The 20,909-nt window shown below is 71.8% G+C and carries 15 protein-coding genes and 1 tRNA gene; 13 read left to right on the top strand and 3 right to left on the bottom strand.

Translation table 11 applies throughout. The features are described from left to right. The first annotated feature begins 14 nt into the window (after positions 1 to 14). The 3 genes from ACFWI8_RS08330 (at position 15) to ACFWI8_RS08320 (ending at position 3,506) form a co-directional block, all read left to right on the top strand. The gene (locus ACFWI8_RS08330) at positions 15 to 920 is read left to right on the top strand and encodes an NAD(P)-dependent oxidoreductase (RefSeq protein WP_387087247.1); all 906 of its coding nucleotides are present in this window, start codon (positions 15 to 17) and stop codon (positions 918 to 920) included. 19 nt (positions 921 to 939) lie between these two features. After that, entirely contained in the window at positions 940 to 1,884 is a 945-nt protein-coding gene (locus ACFWI8_RS08325; RefSeq protein ID WP_387087245.1) for an ArsA family ATPase, read from the top strand. Between the two features lie 467 nt (positions 1,885 to 2,351). Further along, on the top strand, positions 2,352 to 3,506 hold the full coding sequence (locus tag ACFWI8_RS08320; protein WP_387087295.1) for an ArsA family ATPase: 1,155 nt from the start codon (positions 2,352 to 2,354) through the stop codon (positions 3,504 to 3,506). On the opposite strand, the gene ACFWI8_RS08315 is transcribed toward ACFWI8_RS08320, so the two are convergent. Continuing rightward, the gene (locus ACFWI8_RS08315) at positions 3,499 to 3,834 is read right to left on the bottom strand and encodes a WhiB family transcriptional regulator (RefSeq protein ID WP_387087293.1); all 336 of its coding nucleotides are present in this window, start codon (positions 3,832 to 3,834) and stop codon (positions 3,499 to 3,501) included. The genes ACFWI8_RS08320 and ACFWI8_RS08315 overlap by 8 nt on opposite strands. A 231-nt stretch (positions 3,835 to 4,065) precedes the next feature. Between ACFWI8_RS08315 and ACFWI8_RS08310 the strand changes: the two genes are divergently transcribed. The 3 genes from ACFWI8_RS08310 (at position 4,066) to ACFWI8_RS08300 (ending at position 7,287) form a co-directional block, all read left to right on the top strand. After that, positions 4,066 to 6,336, top strand: coding sequence for a transglycosylase domain-containing protein (locus ACFWI8_RS08310; protein WP_387087243.1), 2,271 nt, complete (start codon positions 4,066 to 4,068; stop codon positions 6,334 to 6,336). A gap of 192 nt (positions 6,337 to 6,528) precedes the next feature. Next, positions 6,529 to 6,774, top strand: coding sequence for a hypothetical protein (locus ACFWI8_RS08305; RefSeq protein ID WP_387087241.1), 246 nt, complete (start codon positions 6,529 to 6,531; stop codon positions 6,772 to 6,774). A 12-nt stretch (positions 6,775 to 6,786) separates the two neighbouring features. Beyond that, positions 6,787 to 7,287 (top strand): hypothetical protein, encoded by a 501-nt coding sequence (locus tag ACFWI8_RS08300; protein ID WP_387087239.1) that lies wholly within the window; start codon positions 6,787 to 6,789, stop codon positions 7,285 to 7,287. On the opposite strand, the gene ACFWI8_RS08295 is transcribed toward ACFWI8_RS08300, so the two are convergent. Continuing rightward, entirely contained in the window at positions 7,265 to 7,729 is a 465-nt protein-coding gene (locus ACFWI8_RS08295) for a GatB/YqeY domain-containing protein (protein WP_387087237.1), read from the bottom strand. The genes ACFWI8_RS08300 and ACFWI8_RS08295 overlap by 23 nt on opposite strands. A 36-nt stretch (positions 7,730 to 7,765) precedes the next feature. Here ACFWI8_RS08295 and ACFWI8_RS08290 point away from each other — a divergent pair, with 36 nt between their 5' ends. The 6 genes from ACFWI8_RS08290 to ACFWI8_RS08265 all read left to right on the top strand — a co-directional run bounded on the left by ACFWI8_RS08290 (position 7,766) and on the right by ACFWI8_RS08265 (position 17,463). Beyond that, the gene (locus tag ACFWI8_RS08290) at positions 7,766 to 8,719 is read left to right on the top strand and encodes a metallophosphoesterase (RefSeq protein ID WP_387087235.1); all 954 of its coding nucleotides are present in this window, start codon (positions 7,766 to 7,768) and stop codon (positions 8,717 to 8,719) included. 44 nt (positions 8,720 to 8,763) lie between these two features. Next, positions 8,764 to 8,837 (top strand) — tRNA-Pro (locus ACFWI8_RS08285). Between the two features lie 160 nt (positions 8,838 to 8,997). Next, positions 8,998 to 10,638 carry a TIGR02677 family protein gene (locus ACFWI8_RS08280; protein ID WP_387087233.1) on the top strand — a complete coding sequence of 547 codons (1,641 nt, stop codon included), beginning with the start codon at positions 8,998 to 9,000 and terminating at the stop codon, positions 10,636 to 10,638. After that, a complete protein-coding gene (locus ACFWI8_RS08275) occupies positions 10,635 to 11,960 on the top strand; it encodes a TIGR02678 family protein (protein WP_387087231.1) in 1,326 nt (441 codons plus the stop codon). Before ACFWI8_RS08280 ends, ACFWI8_RS08275 begins: the two co-directional genes overlap by 4 nt. Continuing rightward, complete coding sequence (locus ACFWI8_RS08270) at positions 11,957 to 16,195, top strand: TIGR02680 family protein (protein ID WP_387087229.1); 4,239 nt, start codon at positions 11,957 to 11,959, stop codon at positions 16,193 to 16,195. Before ACFWI8_RS08275 ends, ACFWI8_RS08270 begins: the two co-directional genes overlap by 4 nt. Beyond that, positions 16,192 to 17,463, top strand: a complete 1,272-nt coding sequence (locus ACFWI8_RS08265; RefSeq protein WP_387087227.1) for a TIGR02679 family protein — start codon at positions 16,192 to 16,194, stop codon at positions 17,461 to 17,463. Before ACFWI8_RS08270 ends, ACFWI8_RS08265 begins: the two co-directional genes overlap by 4 nt. Before the next feature lie 98 nt (positions 17,464 to 17,561). On the opposite strand, the gene ACFWI8_RS08260 is transcribed toward ACFWI8_RS08265, so the two are convergent. Beyond that, positions 17,562 to 19,421 carry a TerD family protein gene (locus ACFWI8_RS08260; RefSeq protein ID WP_387087225.1) on the bottom strand — a complete coding sequence of 620 codons (1,860 nt, stop codon included), beginning with the start codon at positions 19,419 to 19,421 and terminating at the stop codon, positions 17,562 to 17,564. 242 nt (positions 19,422 to 19,663) lie between these two features. On the opposite strand from ACFWI8_RS08260, the gene ACFWI8_RS08255 reads away from it, so the two are divergent. Beyond that, complete coding sequence (locus tag ACFWI8_RS08255; RefSeq protein ID WP_387087223.1) at positions 19,664 to 20,875, top strand: restriction endonuclease; 1,212 nt, start codon at positions 19,664 to 19,666, stop codon at positions 20,873 to 20,875. Positions 20,876 to 20,909: the final 34 nt, after the last annotated feature.

Below are 20,909 nucleotides of genomic sequence, written 5' to 3'. Positions count from 1 at the left end.
AAGGAGCGCGTCCCATGAGCGGCACCACCCCGATCCAGGCCCCGACCCAGGCCCCGACCCCGGTCACCGTCATCGGCCTCGGCAACCTCGGCCGGGCCCTCGCCGGGGCGCTGGTCGACCGCGGCCACCCCACCACCGTCTGGAACCGCACCCCCGGCCGGGCCGACGCCCTGGTGGCGCGCGGCGCGCGCCGCGCCGAGACGGTCGCCGAGGCGGTGGCCGCCAGCCCGCTGGTCGTCGTCTGCGTGCTCGACTACCCGGCCGCCACCAGCGTCCTCGCCCCCGCCGCCGGCGCGCTCGCCGACCGGACCCTCGTCAACATCACCTCGGGCACCCCCGAACCGGTGCGGGAGCTGGCCGACTGGGCCACCGAACACGGCGCCCGCTACCTGGACGGCGCCGTCTACGCCGTGCCCCAGACCATCGGCACCTCCGAGGCGTTCGTCCTCTACAGCGGCTCACGCGCCGCCTTCGACACCGCCCGCGAGATCCTCGACCCCACCCTGGGCGCCGGCCTCTTCGCCGGCACCGACCCGACGCTCGCCTCCGTCCAGGACATGGCCGTGCTCGCCGCCATGTACGGCATGTTCGCCGGCTTCTTCCACGGCATCGCCCTCGCCAGGACCGCCGGCATCAGCGGCGCCGAGATCACCGAACCGATGACCCGCTGGCTCACCTCGGCCGTCGCCACCCTCCCCCAGTTCGCCCGCGAGATCGACGCCGCCGACTACGACGCCACCGAGACCTCCACCATCGACATCAACCGCGCCGGCCTGGGCGCCATCCTCACCGCCGGCCGGCCGCGCGGCGTCGACGACCGGCTGCTCGCGCCGCTGCTCGACCTCTTCGAACGGCAGGCCGCCGAGGGCCACGGCAGCGCGAGCCTCGCCCGCGCCATCGAGTCGTTCGTCGTCGCTTAGGCTCGCCGATGTGACATCGGTGCGCAGACTCCACGTGGTCAGCGGCAAGGGCGGCACCGGCAAGACCACCGTCGCCGCCGCCCTCGCGCTCGCCCTGGCCGAGGAGGGGCGGCGGACCCTGCTGGTCGAGGTCGAGGGCAGGCAGGGCATCGCCCAGCTCTTCGAGACCGAGGCGCTGCCCTACGAGGAACGCCGGATCGCCATCGGCCCCGGCGGCGGCGAGGTGTTCGCGCTCGCCATCGACGCCGAGCGGGCGCTGCTCGACTACCTCCAGATGTTCTACAAGCTCGGCGGCGCCGGGCGCGCCCTCCGCCGCATCGGCGCCATCGACTTCGTGACGACCGTGGCGCCAGGACTGCGGGACGTGCTGCTCACCGGCAAGGTCTGCGAGGCGGTCCGGCGGCGCTCCCCGGACGGCGGCTGGGCCTACGACGCCGTCGTGATGGACGCGCCGCCGACCGGCCGCGTCACCCGCTTCCTCGCCGTCAACGACGAGGTGGCGGGCCTCACCAGGACCGGTCCCATCCACCACCAGGCGCAGGCCGTGATGCGGGTGCTGAAATCGGCCGAGACGGCGGTGCACCTGGTGACGCTGCTGGAGGAGATGCCGGTCCAGGAGACGGCCGACGGGGTGGCCGAACTCCGCGCGGCCGACCTCCCGGTGGGCGGCGCGGTGGTCAACATGGTCCGCGCCCCCGTCGCCGACGCCGCCGCGACCCTCCCCGAACCGGCCGCCCTCACCGCCGCGTTGACCGGCGCCGGCCTGAAGGACCCGACCACGCTGACCGGCCCGCTCCTCACCCAGGGCCGCGAACACGCCACCCGCCTCTCCCTCGAAGCCGCCCAACGCGCCGAACTCGCCCGCCTCGACCTCCCCGTCCGCGAACTCCCCCTCCTCCCCGACGGCGTCGACATCGCCGGCCTCTACCGGCTGGCCCGCCTCCTCCGCGCCCAGGACTGGTGACCATGCGGCTCCTTCCCCACCCCCCACGCCCGGCGGCCACCGCCGCCGAGACGCCACGCACGGCCCTGCGGCCGCAGGCCGCTGCCACGGCCGTGCCCGGCGCACGCCGCCCCGCCGGCGCCGCCGGCCAGGCGGCTGGCCTCGCCGACGAGGCGGCAACGGCCGCGAGGCCAGGACCCGCGCCGGCGTCCACCCCCGCCGCTCGCCCCGCGACGGAGCCGTGCCTCGGTGCGGCCGGTTCCGGCCTCGCTGCCGCCGGCGAGGCGGCACCCGCACCGGCCTCCGCCGCCACCGTTCGCCGCGGGGCGGAGCCGCCCGTCGGCGCTGCCGCGCCGCTCCCGGCCGTGCGGCCGCAGGCCGCTGCCACGGCCGTGCCCGGCGCACGCCGCCCCGCTGGCGCCGCCGGCGAGGCGGCTCGCCCCACCGGCCAGGCGCCGGCGCCGGCGCTCGCCGCCGAGACCGACCCGCTGGAGATCGACCCCCTGCTCGACGACCCCGGCACCCGCATCGTCGTCTGCTGCGGCTCCGGCGGGGTCGGGAAGACGACGACCGCCGCCGCCCTCGCCGTGCGCGCCGCAGAGCGCGGCCGGCGCGTCGTCGTGCTGACCATCGACCCGGCGCGACGGCTCGCGCAGTCCATGGGCCTCACCGAGCTGGACAACGTGCCACGCCCCGTCCCCGGGATCGACACGTCGGCCGGCGGCGAACTGTTCGCGATGATGCTCGACATGAAGCGGACCTTCGACGAGATAGTCGAGGCGCACGCCGACCCCGCCCGCGCCCGGGCGATCCTCGACAACCCCTTCTACCAGTCGCTCTCCGCGGGATTCGCCGGCACCCAGGAGTACATGGCGATGGAGAAGCTGGGCCAGCTCTCGGCCCGCGGCGAGTGGGACCTGATCGTCGTGGACACCCCGCCCAGCCGCTCCGCGCTCGACTTCCTCGACGCCCCGCAGCGCCTCGGCTCGTTCCTCGACGGCCGGTTCATCCGGGTGCTGATGGCCCCGGCCAAGGCCGGCGGCCGGGCCGGCCGCAAGGTGATGAGCCTCGGCATGGCCGGCCTGTCCCTCGTCACCGGCACGCTCGGCAAGGTGCTCGGCACCGCCCTGCTGCGCGACGTGCAGACCTTCGTGGCCGCCATGGACACCATGTTCGGCGGCTTCCGCACCCGCGCCGACGCCACCTACCAGCTGCTCCAGGCGCCCGGCACCGCCTTCCTCGTCGTCGCCGCGCCGGAGCGGGACGCGCTGCGCGAGGCCGCCTACTTCGTGGAGCGGCTCGCCACCGAGCGGATGCCGCTCGCCGGCCTCGTCCTCAACCGCGTGCACACCTCGGACGCCGCCCACCTCTCCGCGGAGCGCGCCGTCGCCGCCGCCGAGGTCCTGGAGGCGTCCGACACCGAGGACGACGCCCGCGCCGCCGGGCTGCTGCGGGTGCACGCGGAACGCATGCGCCAGTTGACCCGCGAGGCCCGCACCATGGCCCGGTTCACCGCCGTGCACCCCAGGGTGCCGGTCGTCGAGGTGCCCGCGCTCTCGGAGGACGTGCACGACCTCGCCGGGCTGCGCGCCATCGGCGACCGCCTCGGCCAGACCGACGGCGCCGAACCGTCCCTCAGCTGACCCGCGCCAACCCCTCACCCCGCTCGTACCCGTCCCGCTCGCAGGCGCCCCGCTCGTACTCGCTGCGCGCCGACTCGAGCAGCCGCCGCCAGGACGTCACCGTCGGCCGCCGCCGCAGCAACGCCCGCCGCTCCCGCTCCGTCATGCCGCCCCAGACGCCGAACTCCACCCGGTTGTCCAACGCGTCGGCCAGGCACTCGGTCCGCACCGGGCAGCCGTTGCACACCGCCTTGGCCCGGTTCTGCGCCGCGCCCTGGACGAACAGCTCGTCGGGGTCCGCCTTGCGGCAGGCCGCCCGCGCGGTCCAACCGCCGCGCCCGTCACGCATCTCGCCCCGCTCACTCCGGTCGGTAGCCAGACTCATGCGGAGGACGTTACGTAAGCCGCGGCGACCGCCAACACCCCCACCAGGCCAACGTTGGATGGCCCATTCCGACTACCCCACACCCAAGTTCACTCGAAAGAGTGATAGGCGGGGTGCCGGGAAGCGGACGGCTTTCGGCCAGCCTAGGGGAACGCCGGCTCCCGAGTCCGGTGTTCGAGACCGTAGGCTTGCGCCATGGGTAGCAAGCGGCCGGGCGGCGGGCAGAACGCCGCGGGGCAGATCGCCAGGTTCCTCGGGGTGAGCGCGGTGTCCGGCGCGGTTCTCGCCGGCCTCGCGCTGCCGGCGGTGGGCGCGCTCGGCCTCGCGGCGCGCGGCACCATGGAGGGTTTCGACGAGATCCCCGCCGAGATGGAGCGCCCCCCGCTCAGCCAGACGTCCACCATCCTGGACGCCGAGGGCAACCAGATCGCCGAGGTCTCCTTCCGCAACCGGACCGTCGTCGACCTCGACGCGATGGGCATCGTGCCGCAGGCCGTCGTCGCCATCGAGGACGCCCGCTTCTACGAGCACGGCGCCGTCGACCTCCAGGGCATCATCCGCGCGCTGACCACCAACCTCGGCTCGGGCTCCGTGGAGCAGGGCGCCTCCACCCTCACCCAGCAGTACGTGAAGAACGTCTTCGTCGAGGCCGCGGGCGACGACCAGGAGGCGATCGCCGAGGCCACCCAGCAGACCGGCGCCGCCGGCCTCGGCCGCAAGATCCAGGAGATCAAGTACGCGATCCAGCTCGAACAGGAGCTCACCAAGGACGAGATCCTGGAGAACTACCTGAACATCACGTACTTCGGTCAGCAGGCGTACGGCATCCAGGCCGCCGCCGAGCGGTACTTCTCCAAGCCGGCCGCCGACCTCGAACTCCACGAGGCCGCCATGCTGGCCGGCCTGGTCCAGTCCCCGTCCCGCTACGACCCGACGGTCAACCCCGAGACGGCCCTTGACCGGCGCAACGTCGTCCTCCAGCGCATGGTGGACAACGACGCGATCACCCAGGAGGAGGCCGACGCGGCCGCCGAGCAGGACCTCGGCCTCGACGTCAGCGAACCGCGCACCGGCTGCACCACCGCCGTCGACGACTCCGGCTTCTTCTGCGACTACGTGCGCCAGGAGATCCTGAACAACCCGGTCTTCGGCGAGACCGAGGACGACCGCATGGCCCTCTGGCGCCTCGGCGGCCTCACCATCCAGACCACCCTCGACCCCCAGGCCCAGGCCGCCGCCGCGGCGGCGGCCCGTGAGGGCGCCGCCGAGACCGACCCGATCGTCGCCTCGGTCGTCCAGGTGGAGCCCGGCACCGGCCGCATCCTCTCCATGGCGCAGAGCAAGCCGTACGGGGTCGACGCCACGCAGAACCAGACGGCGATCAACCTCAACGTCCCGGCCGCCATGGGCGGTCCGGACAACGGCTTCCAGACCGGCTCCACCTTCAAGCCGTTCACGGCCGCCGCGGCGCTGGAGAACGGCATCTCGCCCGCCCAGACCTACGAGACCGACAACCAGGTCATCCTCGATCAGTCGGAGTTCCGGGACTGCGAGAACCGCCCGACCGGCACCGGCGAGTGGGAGGTCAACAACGAGCGCGAGGACGAGCAGGGCGAGTGGGACATGACCTCCGCGCTCGGTGAGTCGATCAACACCTACTTCGCCCTTCTCGAGCAGCAGGCCGGCCTGTGCGACACCATCCAGATGGCCGGTGACCTGGGCGTCAGGCTCGGCAACGGCGACCCGATCCCCGCCGACGCCGCGGCCACCCTCGGCGCCCACGAGACCAGCCCGCTGATGATGGCCAACGCCTACGCGACGTTCGCCAACCGCGGCACCTACTGCACCCCCGTCGCGATCACCTCGGTGACCAACGCGGAGGGCGAGGAACTCGACGTCCCCGAGTCCGAGTGCTCCCCGGTGATGTCCGCGAACACCGCCGACACCATCAACGAGATGCTCGGCGGCGTGCTGGAGGACGGCACCGGCCAGGCGGTCGGCCTCACCGACCGCGACAACGCCGGCAAGACCGGTACCACCGACGAGCGGCAGAACGTGTGGTTCGTCGGCTACACCCCGGACGTCTCCACCGCGGTCCGGGTCGGCGGCCTCAACGAACTGATCTCGATGGAGGACATCACCATCGGCGGCCAGTACTACGAACGCGCCAGCGGCGCCGGCGTGGCCGGCCCGATCTGGCGCAGCGCGATGATCGGCGCCCTGCAGGGCGTCCCGAACAACCAGTTCAACGAGGTCGACGTCCCCCGAGCCCGCGACCGCGAGCGTGACCGCGACCGCGACCGCGACGAGGACGACCGGGACAACGACAACGGCGGCGGTAACGGCAACGGCGGCGGGGGCAACGACTCCGGCGACACCGGCATCCCCGACATCCCGGACTTCCCCGACATCGAGTGGCCCGACACCTGGGGCAACGGCAACGGAGGCGGCCGAGGCCGAGACTGACCCACAGCCGGACGAGGTGAGGAGGCCCAGGGGTGTACGACGTACTCTTCTGGGCCTCACTCGTGTCCGCCCTCGTCCTGATCCTCGGGCTCGGCATCGCCGTCGGCCTCGGCAGGAGATGGTCCTGGTCGCTCACGGGCCCTGCTCCTGCTCGGGCTCACCGCCGGGGCCTACTTCCTCGGCCTGCTCAACATGCTCAACAGCGAGGGCCCCTTCCCCGAGTGCTCCGAGGAGCGCTACGGCACCGTCGCGCCCTCCATCGTCCAGCCACTCTTCTCCGACGCTGACGAGAGCTACCTGCCACTCGTTTACGTCTGCCGCTGGCAGGACGGGCACTCGATCGACACGGTGCCCGGGTACATGAACCCGGTCGTCATGACCCTGGCGGCCGCGACCGTCCTCGCCACCGCCATCGCCGTCCGCCGCCGCCCGACCTGAGGAGGCCGTCCCGTGCCACTCGCCCTGACCCTCTGCGGCGCCTGCGTCCTGGTCATGGCGCTCGCGCTGTTACCCGGCGCCCCACTGTTACCAGTGAGCACCGTGCCGGTCCTCGCCATCCTCGTCCTGCTGGTGTTCGTCGCCGCGATCTTCTCGTTCGCGCGGGCGGGCCGCGTCGAGCGAGCCGCCGGGGCCCTCTGGTCGGTGCCCCGCCCCCTCGCCTGGGCCGCCGGCGGGCTCCTGCTGGTGAGCGTCCTCTGCGTCGCCGTGGGCCCGCTCCCCGTGCTCGCCTCGATCGACGCGGTCGACGGCCGCTACTCCTACTCCCCGTTGACCGCCGACGCGACCCGCATCATCCTCACCGAGCCCGAGTACTGGGCCCAACGCAAGGCCCAGACCCGGCTCGCCGCCGCCACCGTGGCCATGTTCGCCATGTTCGCCGCCGCCATGTTCGCGGGCGCCGCCCGCTCCCGTGCGGCGGACGAACGGCTCAACCCGCCAGAGCCTGCTTGACCGCCGCCGCCACCCGGCCGCCCTCGGCCCGGCCCGCGACCTTCGGGTTCACGATCTTCATCACGGCGCCCATCGCCCGCGGCCCCTCCGCGCCGCCCGCCCGCGCCTCGGCCACCGCCTCGGCGACCAGCGCCGCCAGCTCCTCGTCGCTCAGCTGCTTCGGCAGGTAGCCGGCGAGCACCTCGCCCTCGGCCCGCTCCCGCGCCGCCTGCTCCGGCCGGCCGCCGCTCTCGAACGCCTCGGCCGCCTCACGCCGCTTCTTCGCCTCCCGCGCGACGACCTTCTGCACCTCCTCGTCCGACAGCTCACGCGCCGCCTTGCCGGCGACCTCCTCGTTGGTGATCGCGGCCAGCGTCATCCGCAGCGTGGCCGAGCGCAGCTCGTCCCGCGCCTTGATCGCGGTCGTGAGGTCGCTCTGCAGTCGGGACTTGAAGGTGGTCATGCGAGCCATTGTGGCAGTCGTGAAACGATGGGACCCATGCGTGCCCGATACGCCGTTCCCCTGAAGGCCTCCCTCAAAGCCGCGCTCGCGGTGACCGCGCTCTCCGCCGCCACGGTCGCCTACGCCGCCGGCTACGAGGCCCGAGCCTTCCGCCTGCGTCGCGTGACCGTCCCCGTCCTGCGGCCCGGGATGCCGCCGCTGCGGTTACTGCAGGTCTCCGACATCCACATGGTGTCAGGACAGAACAAGAAGCGCCGCTGGCTCCAGTCCCTGGCCGGGCTGCGGCCCGACTTCGTGATCAACACCGGGGACAACCTCTCCGACCCGGAAGCCGTCCCCGAGGCCCTCGACGCGCTCGGCCCGCTCCTGGAATTCCCCGGCGCCTACGTCTTCGGCTCCAACGACTACTACGCCCCCCGGCTGCGCAACCCGGCCCGCTACCTCGCCGAGCGCGCCTCCGGCCGCCACGGCCTCAACGGCAACGCGCCCGCGCGCAACGTGCCGCGCAACCCCTGGTGGGAGCTGCGCGACGCTTTCGACGCCGCCGGCTGGGCCAACCTCACCAACGCCCGCGGCCGCATCAAGGCCGCCGGCGCCGAGATCGCCCTCACCGGCCTCGACGACCCGCACATCCGCCGCGACCGCTACGCGGAGGTCGCCGGCGGCCCGGACCACGACGCCGACCTCTCCCTCGCCGTGGTGCACGCCCCCTACCTGCGCGTCCTCGACTCCTTCACCGCCGACGGCTACCCCCTGATCCTCGCCGGCCACACCCACGGCGGCCAGCTCTGCGTCCCCTTCTACGGCGCCCTGGTCACCAACTGCGACCTCGACCCGGACCGCGTCAAGGGCCTCTCCACCCACGAGACGCCAGGCCACACCAGCTACCTCCACGTCTCCGCCGGCTGCGGCACCAACCGCTACACCCCGGTCCGCTTCGCCTGCCCCCCCGAGGCCACCCTCCTGACCCTCACCCCCCGCGAAACCTGATTTCCCGTACGCCAGGCGGTCGGCTAGAGTAGTCCCCGTTGAACCGGGGTGTGGCGCAGCTTGGCAGCGCGCTTCGTTCGGGACGAAGAGGTCGTGGGTTCAAATCCCGCCACCCCGACAGAGTCACCACAGAGGGGCCCGATCTGCACTGCAGATCGGGCCCCTCTGTGGTCCCGGGCCGCAGGGTGGCTGGAGACCGAGCTGCCGCCTGGCATGCGTCCGTGGAATTTTCGGCAACACAACGGCGGCGGCCGCATGCGCCGCGTAGCCTCGCAGACATGGAGGGACCCGCACCCGGGGCAGCGCACAACGCCACACCGCAGGACGTCCACAGCGAGGCGCGCCGGCGGCTGGAGGCGTACAGCTATCTCAGCGCGCCCGAGCGGCTGGAGCACCTCGCGATCATGCGGGTCTTCTGCGGGACCCTGCTGGCGGACCTGGCAGTCCCGGACGTCCTGGCGAAGCTGCGCCAGGCCGGGGGCCCTGCTGCCGGGCTCGACGCCGATACTCTTACCGTCCGGCTGGAACAGCTGGTGAAGTGGGGCAACCTGCTGCGCAGCAGCCACACCGTGAAGGCATCCAGCATCAGCGAGTACCAGCGATCCCGTGCTCGCTACCAGCTGTCGAAGCTGGGCGAGCGCATCCAGCGGGACGCCGATGGCGTCCTGGCCGAGGCGGACGCCGCCCGCGAGGTGAGCAACGAGCTGCTCGCCCTGGTTGAGCGGGGACTCCGGGATCTTGCGGAGCTCGTCACCGCGCCCGGCGGCATCGAACCGCAGGACGGTCTTGAGCGGGTCAGCACGCTGTTCGTGCAGTTCGCCGAATTCGCGGACTCCATCCGGGACTTCTACGCCTACCTCGGCCAAGTGCTGGCCCGGTACGACCTGGACAGCGCCGAGTACCAGGGCTTCAAGGAGCTGCTCCTGGACTACGTCGAGGCGATCACGGAGGACGTGGCGTTCCGCGCACCCCGGATCTCAGCGGCGCTGGACACGTTGTGGCCGCACATTCCGGGTCTACTGGACCGGCTTGACGCCCACGCGCAGGGCCTCACCGGGCTGTCACCGCAGGGCGACGGCCGCCTGGAGACGCGGGTCCAGCGCAGCCGTGGGCGCGAGTTCGCGGACTGGGAGGGCCTGCGCGGCTGGTTCAGCGACACCGACGGGCAGGGCAGCCAGGTCGATCAACTGCGGGACGCCACCCTCCGTGCGTTGCAGTCGCTGCTCGCCAACGCCAAGCGGATGCTGCGGTCGGCCACCGGGGAGATGTCCCGGCGCAGGGATCTGCTGCGGCTGGCCCGGTGGTTCGACGAAGCGGCGCCGCAGGACGCGCATGACATCGCCGTCGCCGCCTTCGGGCTCTACGCCGCGCGCCATCTGGGCATACCTCCGGCCATCGCCGAGGTGGTGCCCGCATACACGAGCTGGTGGACCGGCCCGGTGGTCGAGGTGCCGGTGGCCCTGCGGGAAAGGGGCAGCCGCGCCCAGCGGGGCAGGACGCCCACGGTGGAGGACCACTCCGCGCAGAAGCAGCGGCTGCGGGAGGCCGCCCGTGAGCGCGCCGCGGCCAGGACAGCGGCGGCGGACGAACTGCGCAGTGCCTCGGGGCGGTTCGCGGAGGTGCGCCTCACCTCCGCGGCGCTCGGCCTGCTCCTTGAGTTGCTGGCCACCGCACTCGGGAACGCGCAGCTCCGGCGTCGCGCCGGCACGGACGGGAAGGGTGCGACGGAATTCGACCTCGACCAGGCGCACAGTGAGGACGCCGAGCTGGGGATCCGGCTCACCGTGCGACGCACGGCGGGCGCCCGGTGCGTCCTGCACTCGGTCGACGGCGACCTGTTGTTGGACGACCTTGAGCTGGACGTCGGCCGTACCTCCTCTGACATGGCCGACCGCGATGCGGAGGTGAGCGCGTCATGACCCTTCCCTCGACGCACGATGTCGCCCTGGCCGCCGAGCGCCGCAGCGCCGCCCGGCTGCTGCTCGCCCAACCGCTGGTCACCTCGGACGGCCCGCACTCCGACCTCTTCCCGCTGATCCGCAGGCATGCCGACTGGCTGAGCAAGCGGTTTCAGCAGGTGCTCGGCTACCGTCTGCTGGTCGACAGCTCCTACGCCCGGCTGTTCAAGGCGGGCCTGGGAACAGGCGCGGGCCACCGGCTGGAGCGCTCCACCGGCACCCCCTTCACCCCGCACACGTACGCCTGCCTCGCGCTGGCCCTGTCCGTGCTGGTGACCGCCCCCGAGCAACTGCTGCTGTCACAGCTGGTGACCGACATCCGGGCCGCCGCGGCCGACGCGGAGATCGAGCTGGAGGAGACCGGCAGGGCGGCCGGGAAGCGGACCCTGGTGGCGGCCCTGCGCCTGTTGGTCGATTGGGGCGTCCTCATCGAGACCGAAGGCCATGTGGCCGCGCTCGCGCAGGACGGGGGCGGAGAGGCCCTGATCACAGTGGACCGGGAGCTGGCCCGCGTCGTCGTGGCCGGCCCGCTCGCCCAGGCCCGTGACGGGGCTGACCTGGTCCGGCGGGCAGCGGACCCGGGGTTCGGCGGGCCTCGCACCTATGTGCGCCGGATGCTCGTCGAGACACCCGTCGTCTACCTCGACGAGCTGACCGACGCCGAACGTGACTGGTTGCGCACCCGGCAGCGCCGCGAAGCGCAGGCGTTCTCCGAACTCCTCGGTCTGGAGACGGAGATCCGCGCAGAGGGGGTGGCACTGGTGGACCCCGAGGACGAGCTGACGGATCTGCACCTGCCGGGCACCGGGACGGTGGCGCAGGCCGCGCTGCTGCTGGTGGAACGGCTCGTGGAGCGGCTTCGGCCACAGGAGCCAGGACACCCGGCGACGGGAGGAACGCTCGTCATCGGCGTGGCCGTCTCGGACGGCCTCGTGGACGAGCTGCTGGCCGAACTGGTCACCGAGTACGGACAGCGCAGCAACTGGCAGCGCGGCTACCTGGAGGACGTCCCCACCCTGCGGGAGGCCGTGCTTGACCTGCTGGCCCGCATGCGGCTGATGGCCCGCGCCGGCCGACTGCGTGCTGACGGAGAGGGTCTGCCTGCGGGGTACGGCCAAGAGGCACCGGAGGGGCGCACCGTGACCGATGTCCGTGCGGCGCGGCCCGGCGATGACGGCTGGGTGCTGCTGGCCGGGGCGGCACGCTACGCCACCCGCGTGACCCTGCGCCCGGCCACCGCGGCCCGAAAGGGCGCCGACGTCCAGGAGGAGTTGCCGCTGTGACCACCGATGCGCGTGGCCTCATCCCGCTGCCGCGTTCCGGCCCCGCGACGACCGTTGGTACCCGCTTCCGGCTGCACCGCGCGGGCATCCAGAACGTCTGGCAATACGACGAGCAGGAGTTCGCCTTCGGCGACGGACGGCTGCTGCTCCGCGGCAAGAACGGCGCGGGCAAGTCCAAGGCCCTGGAAATGCTGCTCCCGTATCTGCTGGACGGCGACTCGCGGGCCCTGGACGCGACGGGCACCGGCCGGACCACCCTCCCCTGGCTGATGCTGGAAGGGTTCGAGCAGACCAACCGTCTCGGCTACCTGTGGGTGGAGTTCCAAGGCACGACCGAGGGCGGCGACCACCGCCACCTCACCCTCGGCGCCGCCATCCGTGCCTCGAAGTCGACGCAGAAGGCGCTGGCGACATTCTTCGTCACCTCGCTGCGCGTCGGCGAGGACCTCCATCTGGTCGAGGGCGGAAGGCCCCTGCCGGTCGACCGGCTCAAGGAGATCGTCGGCTCCGACAACCACACCGACCGCGCGGTCGTCCACCGCTCGCGGGTGGCCAGGGAACTGTTCGGCATCACCGACGCGACCCGCTACCGCAACCTCACCCAGCTCCTCCATCGGCTGCGGCGGCCCACGGTCGGGGACCGCATCGAGCACGGTGGACTCGCCTCCCTGCTGAGCGAGACCCTGCCGGGACTCGACGAGGGCGTGGTGGAGACGGTCGCGCGCAACCTCCACGACCTCGACGCCGTGCGCGACGAACTCGGCCGCCTGGAGCGCACCGATACGGCGCTGCGTACCTTCCTCACCACGTACCGCGGCTATCTGTCCGGAGTCCTGCGCACCTGCGCGCAGGCGGTGAGCCGGGAGCTTGAGGTCCTCGCGCAGCGACGCCGGGCGGCCGGAGACGCCGCACAGCGAACCGGCGAGCTGAGGGCGCGGGAGCAGGAGGCGGAAGCCCGGCTGGAGACCCTGCATGAAGAGGAAGAGGCCGCCAGGACCGACCTGGCCGCCCTGCACGCCAGCCACGCCTACCGCAGCCTGCGTGAACTGTCCGAACGCCGCACCACGGTCGAGGCGCTGCACACCGCCGCCCTGGCGGCCTTCACCGCCCTCAGCAGCGCGCACGGCGCAGAGGAGGGCGCGGCCGAGCGGCTGGCCGACGGTGTCGACCACCTCGGCAGTCGGCTCGCCGAACTGGGCACTGAACACCGAGAACTGCTGACGCAGGCGGAGAAGGCAGGGCTTCCCACCGGCCATCTCGGCGAGGCCGTCGCCCTGCCTCACACGAACCGCTCCCAGGCCGCTGAGGTGGAGCTGACCGCTCCGAACGGGGAAGCGCACATCATGCGGCAGCCATCGGTCGTCCGCGTGGACACGGCCGCGGTGCAGGACGGACTGCGGTCCTGGGAGGGACAGCTGCGGGACGCCGAGACGGTTGCGAAGAACCGGGCCCGGATGGTCAAGGAAGTGACGCGTCTCACCGCGCGAGCCGAGGAGGCCAGAAGCCGGGCGGTGCAGGCCGACACCGAGCGGGAGCGACTGGAAGACGAGGCGGAAGAGGCCGCCGGCCGTCTCGACGCCGGCCGCGAGAAGGTCGCCGAGGAGAGCGGTGCCTATGGCCGACGGGTCGCCGAGTGGGTCGCCCGCACGCGGACCACCGTCGGGGCCGACTGCCCGCCGCTGGATGCCGTCCAGGCAGTGGTCGCCTGCGAGAGCTCCGCCGACGCCCCGTTCGTGGACCGCACGCTCCCGGCGGACATCGACGGCCAGGCGTGGCAGGCGGCCCATGCCGCACTGGAGCCGTACGGCGAGGAACTCACCGGGCGCCGCGACGCCCTCGCACTCACCGTTGGCCGGCTTGACGAGGAACTCGGCCGCCTGGCGAGTCAGAAGCGTGACTGGGAGCGACGTACCGATCCCGAGCCGCCAGTCCCCTACCACCGCGCCGCCGAAAGGGCACCAGGCACGGGGGCGCCCTTCTATCGGCTGGTGGACTTCGTGGACGATCTGGGCTCCGCGCATCGGGCTGGTCTGGAAGCGGCGCTGGAAGCCAGCGGGATCCTGGACGCATGGGTCGGCGCGGACGGCGCCCTCATCGACCCCGGCACGCGTGACACGCTGCTGCGTCCCGGCCCGGCGCCGCCGGACGAGCCGACCCTCGCCTTGGCCCTGCGCCCAGCACCCCAGCCTGGGTGCAGAGTCACGTCCGAGCAGGTGGAACACCTGCTGACCGCCATCGCGCTCGCACCGGCCGCGGAGACGGCCGCTCACAATGCGGTGTACTACGACGGAAGCTGGCGTCTGGGCATCCTCAGCGGCCGGCACCACAAGAGTGACGCCGAGTACGTGGGAGCCGCCGTACGCGCCGAGACCCGGCGGCGCATCCTGGCCGAGCTGGAGGAACGGCTCACGCAGACGGAACAGCGTCTGGCCGACGCCCGCCACGAACTCGTCGAGGCCGATGCCCAGCGCCGGGCCCTCAGGGCAGCGGAGCAGGGCTTCCCCCGGGCGCGCGATCTCGCCGACGCCTGGAACAGGGTCGACTCGGACGAGAGGACGCTGCGTGAGCTGACCGCCAAGGCGACCCGCGCGGCACGGCTGGCCGAGGAGGCCCGCGCTCTCGCCGTAGCCGCACGCGCCGAGGCGGACGCCACCGCAACCGCCCATGACCTGCCAAGCGACCCCGCCGAGCTGGAGCCCGTACGCGCCGCGCTGGCTGACCTGCTCACCGGCGTCGGGCGTCTTCGCAGGGCGGTCGCCGGGACGGGCGAGCGGCTCGGCGCCCATCACGCCGATGCCGAGCGGTACGAACGCGCCTGTAGAGACCGTCGGGCGGCGGAGGAGAACTACCAGCTCCGCCTCGTCGGGCTGCGTACCGCGCAACAGGACCTGCGCACCCGCGAAGAGGCCATCGGGGCGACCAAAGAAGAGATCCTCAGCCGCGAGCAGGAAGCCAGGCAGCGCATCGCGCGCGCCGCCCAGGCCGTCCCGGCGGCACAGCGTGTGTGGAACGACCTGCACGACCGGCGCGTGCGCGGGGAAGAGGAGGAGAGGCGCCTGCGCGAAGAGCTGGCCGCTCAGGAGACCGCGGTCATCGCAACCGGCGGCGCCCTGCGCGGCGCTCTCGGCCGACCGGAGGTGGTGCGCGGCGCCGGTCTCCACCGATCCGCACTGCCCGAGGACGTGGCGGACGATCCCGCCATGGACGTCCGCAGCCGGCTGCGCGCGCTGCAGACCCTGGCCGACGCGGTACAGCAGGCCCTCGGCCGCCCGAAAGGCGAAGTCTCGGACAGCACCCTGCTGAACCGACACACCGAACTGCGCGACCAACTGGCCGGCGGCTACGACGCGCAACTGGAGGAACGTGACGGTATCAAGGTGTGCCGCCTGATCGACGACCACGGCTCTCACGATGTCGCGGCCGTGGGCGAGCGGATCGCCGCCCAGGCGGCAGAGGCCCGGGGACGGCTCACCGAGCGCGAACGTGAGGTGTTCCAGCGGTTCCTGACCGGCGAGCTCGGCGACCATCTCTCGGCCCAGGTCATCACCGCGGCGAACCTGGTCGCGGCTCTCAACGACACCCTGCGGACCGTGCGCACCTCTCACGGTCTCGGCGTGGAGCTGTTGTGGAAGCTGGACGAGGACGTCGACGCAGACGTACGGGCGGCCGTTGAGCTGTTGCGCAGTCCGTCGAGCCTGCGCACGCGTGAGCAGACCGAGCAGCTGCGCGAGGTGCTGCAACGACGGATCGAGGATGCCCGACGGGCAGATCCCTCAGCCGGTTACGCCGCCCATCTGCGGACCGCGCTGGACTATCGCGACTGGTTCCGCTTCCACACCTTCGTGGTCGAGGACGCCGCTCCGGGACGGCGGCGTAAACTGACCGGCCGCACCGGGCTCAGCCAGGGCGAGCAGCGGGTGCTCTCCTACCTCGTGCTCTTTGCCGCGGCCGCCGCCCACTTCACCAGTCTCGCCGAGTCGGCTCCCCACGCGCCGCGGCTGATCCTGCTCGACGACGCCTTCGCCAAGGTCGATGAACCCACCCACGGGAGGCTGGGGCGGATCCTCGTCGATCTCGACCTCGACTTCGTCCTCACCAGCGAACGGCTCATGGGCAACTGGCCGGAGGTGCCGTCCCTGCACATCTACGAGTGCCTCCGTGATCCCCATGTGCGCGGGGTGGCCACCCTGCACTACACCTGGAACGGCCGGCACCGGCGTCTGGTGTCCGTATGAGCAAGCTGCCCGCGGCGACACGGGACTGGCTTTCCGGTACCGGGCTCACCCGGCTCTGGGAAGCGGTGCGCAGGCGTCTGGAAAACAATGGCGTGCAGGCCACCGGTTCCCTGCGGCTCACCTCAATGAACCCTCAGGAGCGCAACGACCTGTCGCTCCTGTTGGGCAAGCCCGTCACGGGTGCTGCCGTCACTGTGCGCCTCGACGCCCTCGACACGCGGCTGCGCGCCTCGGCGGCCGGACTCGGGCTCAGAGAGGTCCTGGAGGAACTTGGCCCTCCGCTAACCGACCGCCGTGCCGTCCGCGCGGGCATCGTGGCACGACGCGAGCACGTCTGGTCGTCGCTCGCCTCAGCGCTGGACGCCTCTCCGCTCGCCGGCCAGGAGTGGACCGGCCGGTGGTACGAGTTGCTCCGCCGTACCGGCGTCCCGAGAGGTGTGACGCCTGAGACGGCGGTACGCACCCTTCGGCAGGCGGTGCAGGTCCTCACCGTGCTGCTCGGACCGGAACAGCGTGGCAACCGAGGCCGAGGAGAACTCGCTGCCCTGGCGACCGGGTCCGCGCACGGGCTGGACGACGGCACCTGGCTCGCACGCCTCGTCCAACGTGGTATCGCCCTCGCCCACGGCACCGACTTCCCCGGCGACGCGGCCGGCCGGCGCGCACTGTGGCGCCTGGTGTCCGTCACACCGGACGAGGTCTCCAGCACCGTGCTGACCTACGGGCTGCGGCCCGTCGGCGGAGGCTGGCGGGAGCAGGCTTTGCGGGAGCGAGCCGACCACCAGGCTGAAGCCCATCTCACGCCACGCGATCTGCACGACATGCGGCTGCGACTACCTGCCGAAACAGTGATCCACATCTGTGAGAACCCGCGCGTGGTGGAAGCCGCGGCGGACGCCGCCTGCGTCCACCCCCTGGTGTGCACCTCGGGCGGCGCCGCCACGGTGGTCCTCACACTCCTCGACGCCCTCGCTGCCACAGGCTGCCGTTTCGCGTACCACGGCGATTTCGACTGGCCTGGCATCGCCCTGGCGAACCGGATCATCGGCCGTTACGAAGCCCGGCCATGGCGCATAGGCGCCGAGGACTACGAGCAGCTGGCCGCTCGCAGCCAGGCCGCGGGGATTCCTCAGCTACCGCTCGACGGCCAGCCCGTCAGCGCGGCCTGGGACCCGGGTCTGGCCCCTGCCATGACCGCCCTCGGGGTCGCGCTCCATGAGGAGGCGACACTCGACCTTCTGGTGGACGACCTATCAGGTGCGGAGTAGGAACGATCCGGTGACGTGGGACAGAGGCCCCGGTGCGCACCGGGGCCGCAACCCCGATCCGAAAACCCGAGAAAGCGCCATCGCTGCCGATCTGGCGGTCATTCGGTGACGTCGACCCCGTAGCCGCGGGCTAGGTCGGCCAGGCCGTGGTCGTAGCCCTGTCCGACGGCACGCAGTCGCCAGCCATTGCCTCGGCGGTAGATTTCGGCAAGGATCATGCTCCGCTCGGTGGTGGCGGCGTCGAGGGTAGCCCGGGCCGTGGGGGCTGCGCCGATACCGCAGGTTGCGGTGATCTCGATGGCGCCGACGTCGGAGAAGGTGGCGACGCCATCGATCGCGGCGGCGACAACGATCCGGCTGACCTCCAAGGGAAGTCGCTCCAGGTGGGCCGTGACAGCCTGCTCCGTCGGGCCGTCCGTGGCGAGTCGTACGGTGCCGTCCGGGTGTTCGGGTGCGTTGTAGAAGATAAAGTCCTCATCCCCCGCCACCTGCTCGCGATCGTCGAGTGTAAAAGCGACGACGTCCACGTCGCAGGTGGTGTGTTGGTCCCACGTGGCTGCGACCGTCCAGGCTGTGTCGCTGTCTGGCAGGTCGATGACGGCGCCTCGGACCAGCACTTCTCTCGTGTCCGGCGGGTTTTCCGGCGTGCGCGGTGTAGCCCCGGGCGATGGGGCAAGAGCGGTTTCCAGGAGCCAGTCGGCGGCGTGCAGGCTCAGTCCGAGAGAGGCGATGCGGCTCATGCGCCGGTCCGATTCGCCGCCGGGAAGCACCACGACATCGGTCACTCTTGCCGACAGGTTGACCGCTGCGGAGGCTCCGAGTTCGACAGCGCGAGAGCGTGCCGCCGCCGCCTCGCCGTGAGTGCCGCCCAGGACCAGGACCCGACGTCCGGTGAGCGTCCGGTCCGCGCCGGCAGAGGTTGTGGTCGGTGCGGTGGTGCGCGGCGCTGGGACGGTCGGCGCGGTCCTGGACTGTGTAGTCGACGCGCTTCCAGCCCTCTGGGCTGTGCGGCGTTCCGCTGGGGCGCCAGCGCGGGCGGCGCCCTTGGCCTGGCCGGGCTGCACATGCTCCAGCAGTTGGAGGTACGTCGGCTCGTCCACGAGGGGAATCGCCTCGGCTGCGGCGCGACGCAGCTTGTCGGATGCGGCGCCAGGATCGTTGGTAACGACGAGGCTCGTCTGGCTGCTGACCGAGGTCATCATGTTCAGCCCGGCCGTCACCGAACGGGCGACTAGTTCCTCACGGGAGACGTGTGTGTCCCCGGAGATGGCGACCTTCATCCCCTGCACCAGCGGACCGCCCGCAGCTAGGCGGCCCGGATTGCGGTAAGCACATGGGGTCTTGGGTACATAGGGCTTGTAGTCCTGGCGAGGCGGGCAGGTCAACAGTGGCAAGGGCAGACCTAAACGTTCGGCGGCGCCCAGCGAGCCGCGCAGGACGCCGGAGAGCACCCGCACGTCGTCTCGGGCATCGTGGGCCCGTTCCTGGCGCACACCGTAGTGCGCGGCAAGAGTGCCCAGCTTCAGATCGGGCGTCGCGGGCCCAACCAGGCGATTGAGCGCCAGAGTGCACAGGCGTCTGCTGACGGGAACCCAGGAACGGGCGCGGGCGAATTCATGGGCCAGGAAGTCGTAGTCGAACTGCGCGTTGTGAGCGACGAGGACGCGACTGCTGAGCAGCGCCCCCACCTGCGGCGCTATCTCCTCGAAGGCGGGCGCGCCCGCAAGACGCGCCGGTGTGAGGCCATGGACGTGCACCGGGCCGGGGTCACAGCCCGGATTGAGGAGGGTGGAGAACTCTCCTGTCTGTCGGCCGAGTCCGTCGAGCGTGAGAACCGCAAGGGACAGGACACGGTCCCGGCCGGGCCTGAGCCCGCTGGTTTCCACATCCACGAGCGCCCAGTCGTGGAAGTAGTCAGGAGCGGTGGGCCACTTGGGGCTCGACGACAGCAGGGCCATGTTGGGCTTCCTCTCCCGCGCGCGGTAGGCGGCGCGGAGCCTGCGGGTGGCGATGGCGACCGGGTGGATTTTCGCACGTGCCGGGCGTCGTTTGTGGGGAATCTGTGACGGATGGTCAACCCGACCATGTCGACAGTTGGACGCGGCGTTGGAGCGGCGTGCGACGTCCCCACCCACTGCTCGGACACGGTTGGGCAATCTAGCCAAGGCCGAGCGTCCGAGCCGGGTGATAGACGTACCGTATGACTTTTGTCGACCCTGCTGAGCCCCACGTGGCCTTCGAGGACCTGGCGACTGCAGACCTGGTCGTGGACGCCGTCTATGCCGGCGGGACGAAGGGGAACCTTGGGGACGACCCGATCGCCCCGCTGATCAGGGGGGTCGGCAACCAGGGTGGGATCCGGAGCGCCGGTTCTCCGGCCAAGCGCACGGTACGTCTGGCAGTGCTGTATACGACGGGCACCGATGTCGACTGGCCCGATCACCTGGACCTGGAGACAGGGACCTTCACCTACTACGGAGACAACAAGAAGCCGGGCCAGGATCTCCATGGCACCGCTCCCGGAGGCAACATACTGCTGCGGGACGCCTTCGCTGCGTCTCATGGCACGGCGGAAGACCGTCTGAGGTACGTGCCGCCCTTTCTGCTCTTCGAGAAGGCGGCGGGTGCTGGGCGTGCCGTGCGGTTCCGGGGACTACTCGCGCCCGGCGGGCCGGCTCTCACGCCGGACGACGAACTCGCCGCCATCTGGAGGTCGCGCGCCGGCGACCGGTTCCAGAACTACCGCGCCCGCTTCACCGTCTTGGACGAGGGCCACATCTCTCGGTCGTGGATCGAGCACCTGTTGAGTGGTGGCAGCTCGGTGGAGGGCGACTGCCCGCCGGCTTGGGCGAGTTGGATTGCGGGGCGCACATACAGTTCCTTGTTGGCTCCGGCGACCACTGCCATACGCTCGACTGCTGATCAACTTCCCGGGAATCAGGAGGGGAACGCGATCCTCGAAGCCATCCGCAGCCACTTCCGAGGCCGGGAGCACGACTTCGAAGCCTGCGCGGTCGCCATATGGCGCCTCATCGCACCCCGCACCGGCGCCTGCGACATCACCCGCCCCAGTCGCGACGGCGGGCGGGACGCGGTAGGCCAGTACATCCTGGGGCCTCCAGCTGCCACGATCACCATCGACTTCGCCCTCGAAGCCAAGTGCTATGCCGCCAGCAACTCGGTCGGTGTGAGAGAGGTGTCCCGCCTCATCTCGCGCCTCAGGCACCGCAACTTCGGCGTGCTCGTGACCACGTCCTACTTCCACAAGCAGGTCCAGGAGGAAATACACGACGATGGTCACCCCATAGCGCTTGTATGCGGCAAAGACATCGTCGATGTCCTCCGGCAGCACGGTCAGACCACCGTCGAAACGGTGCAGCACTGGCTCCAGCGGAACTTCCCGAGAGTCTAGGTCGCAGGGTGAGCGTCGGCCGTGGTGGAGGCCG

It is taken from the genome of Streptomyces sp. NPDC127098, from assembly GCF_042722465.1.
GTDB lineage: Bacteria > Actinomycetota > Actinomycetes > Streptomycetales > Streptomycetaceae > Streptomyces > Streptomyces millisiae.
Note: the sequence above shows the minus strand (reverse complement) of the source record. Positions and strands in the feature narration are given on the sequence as shown.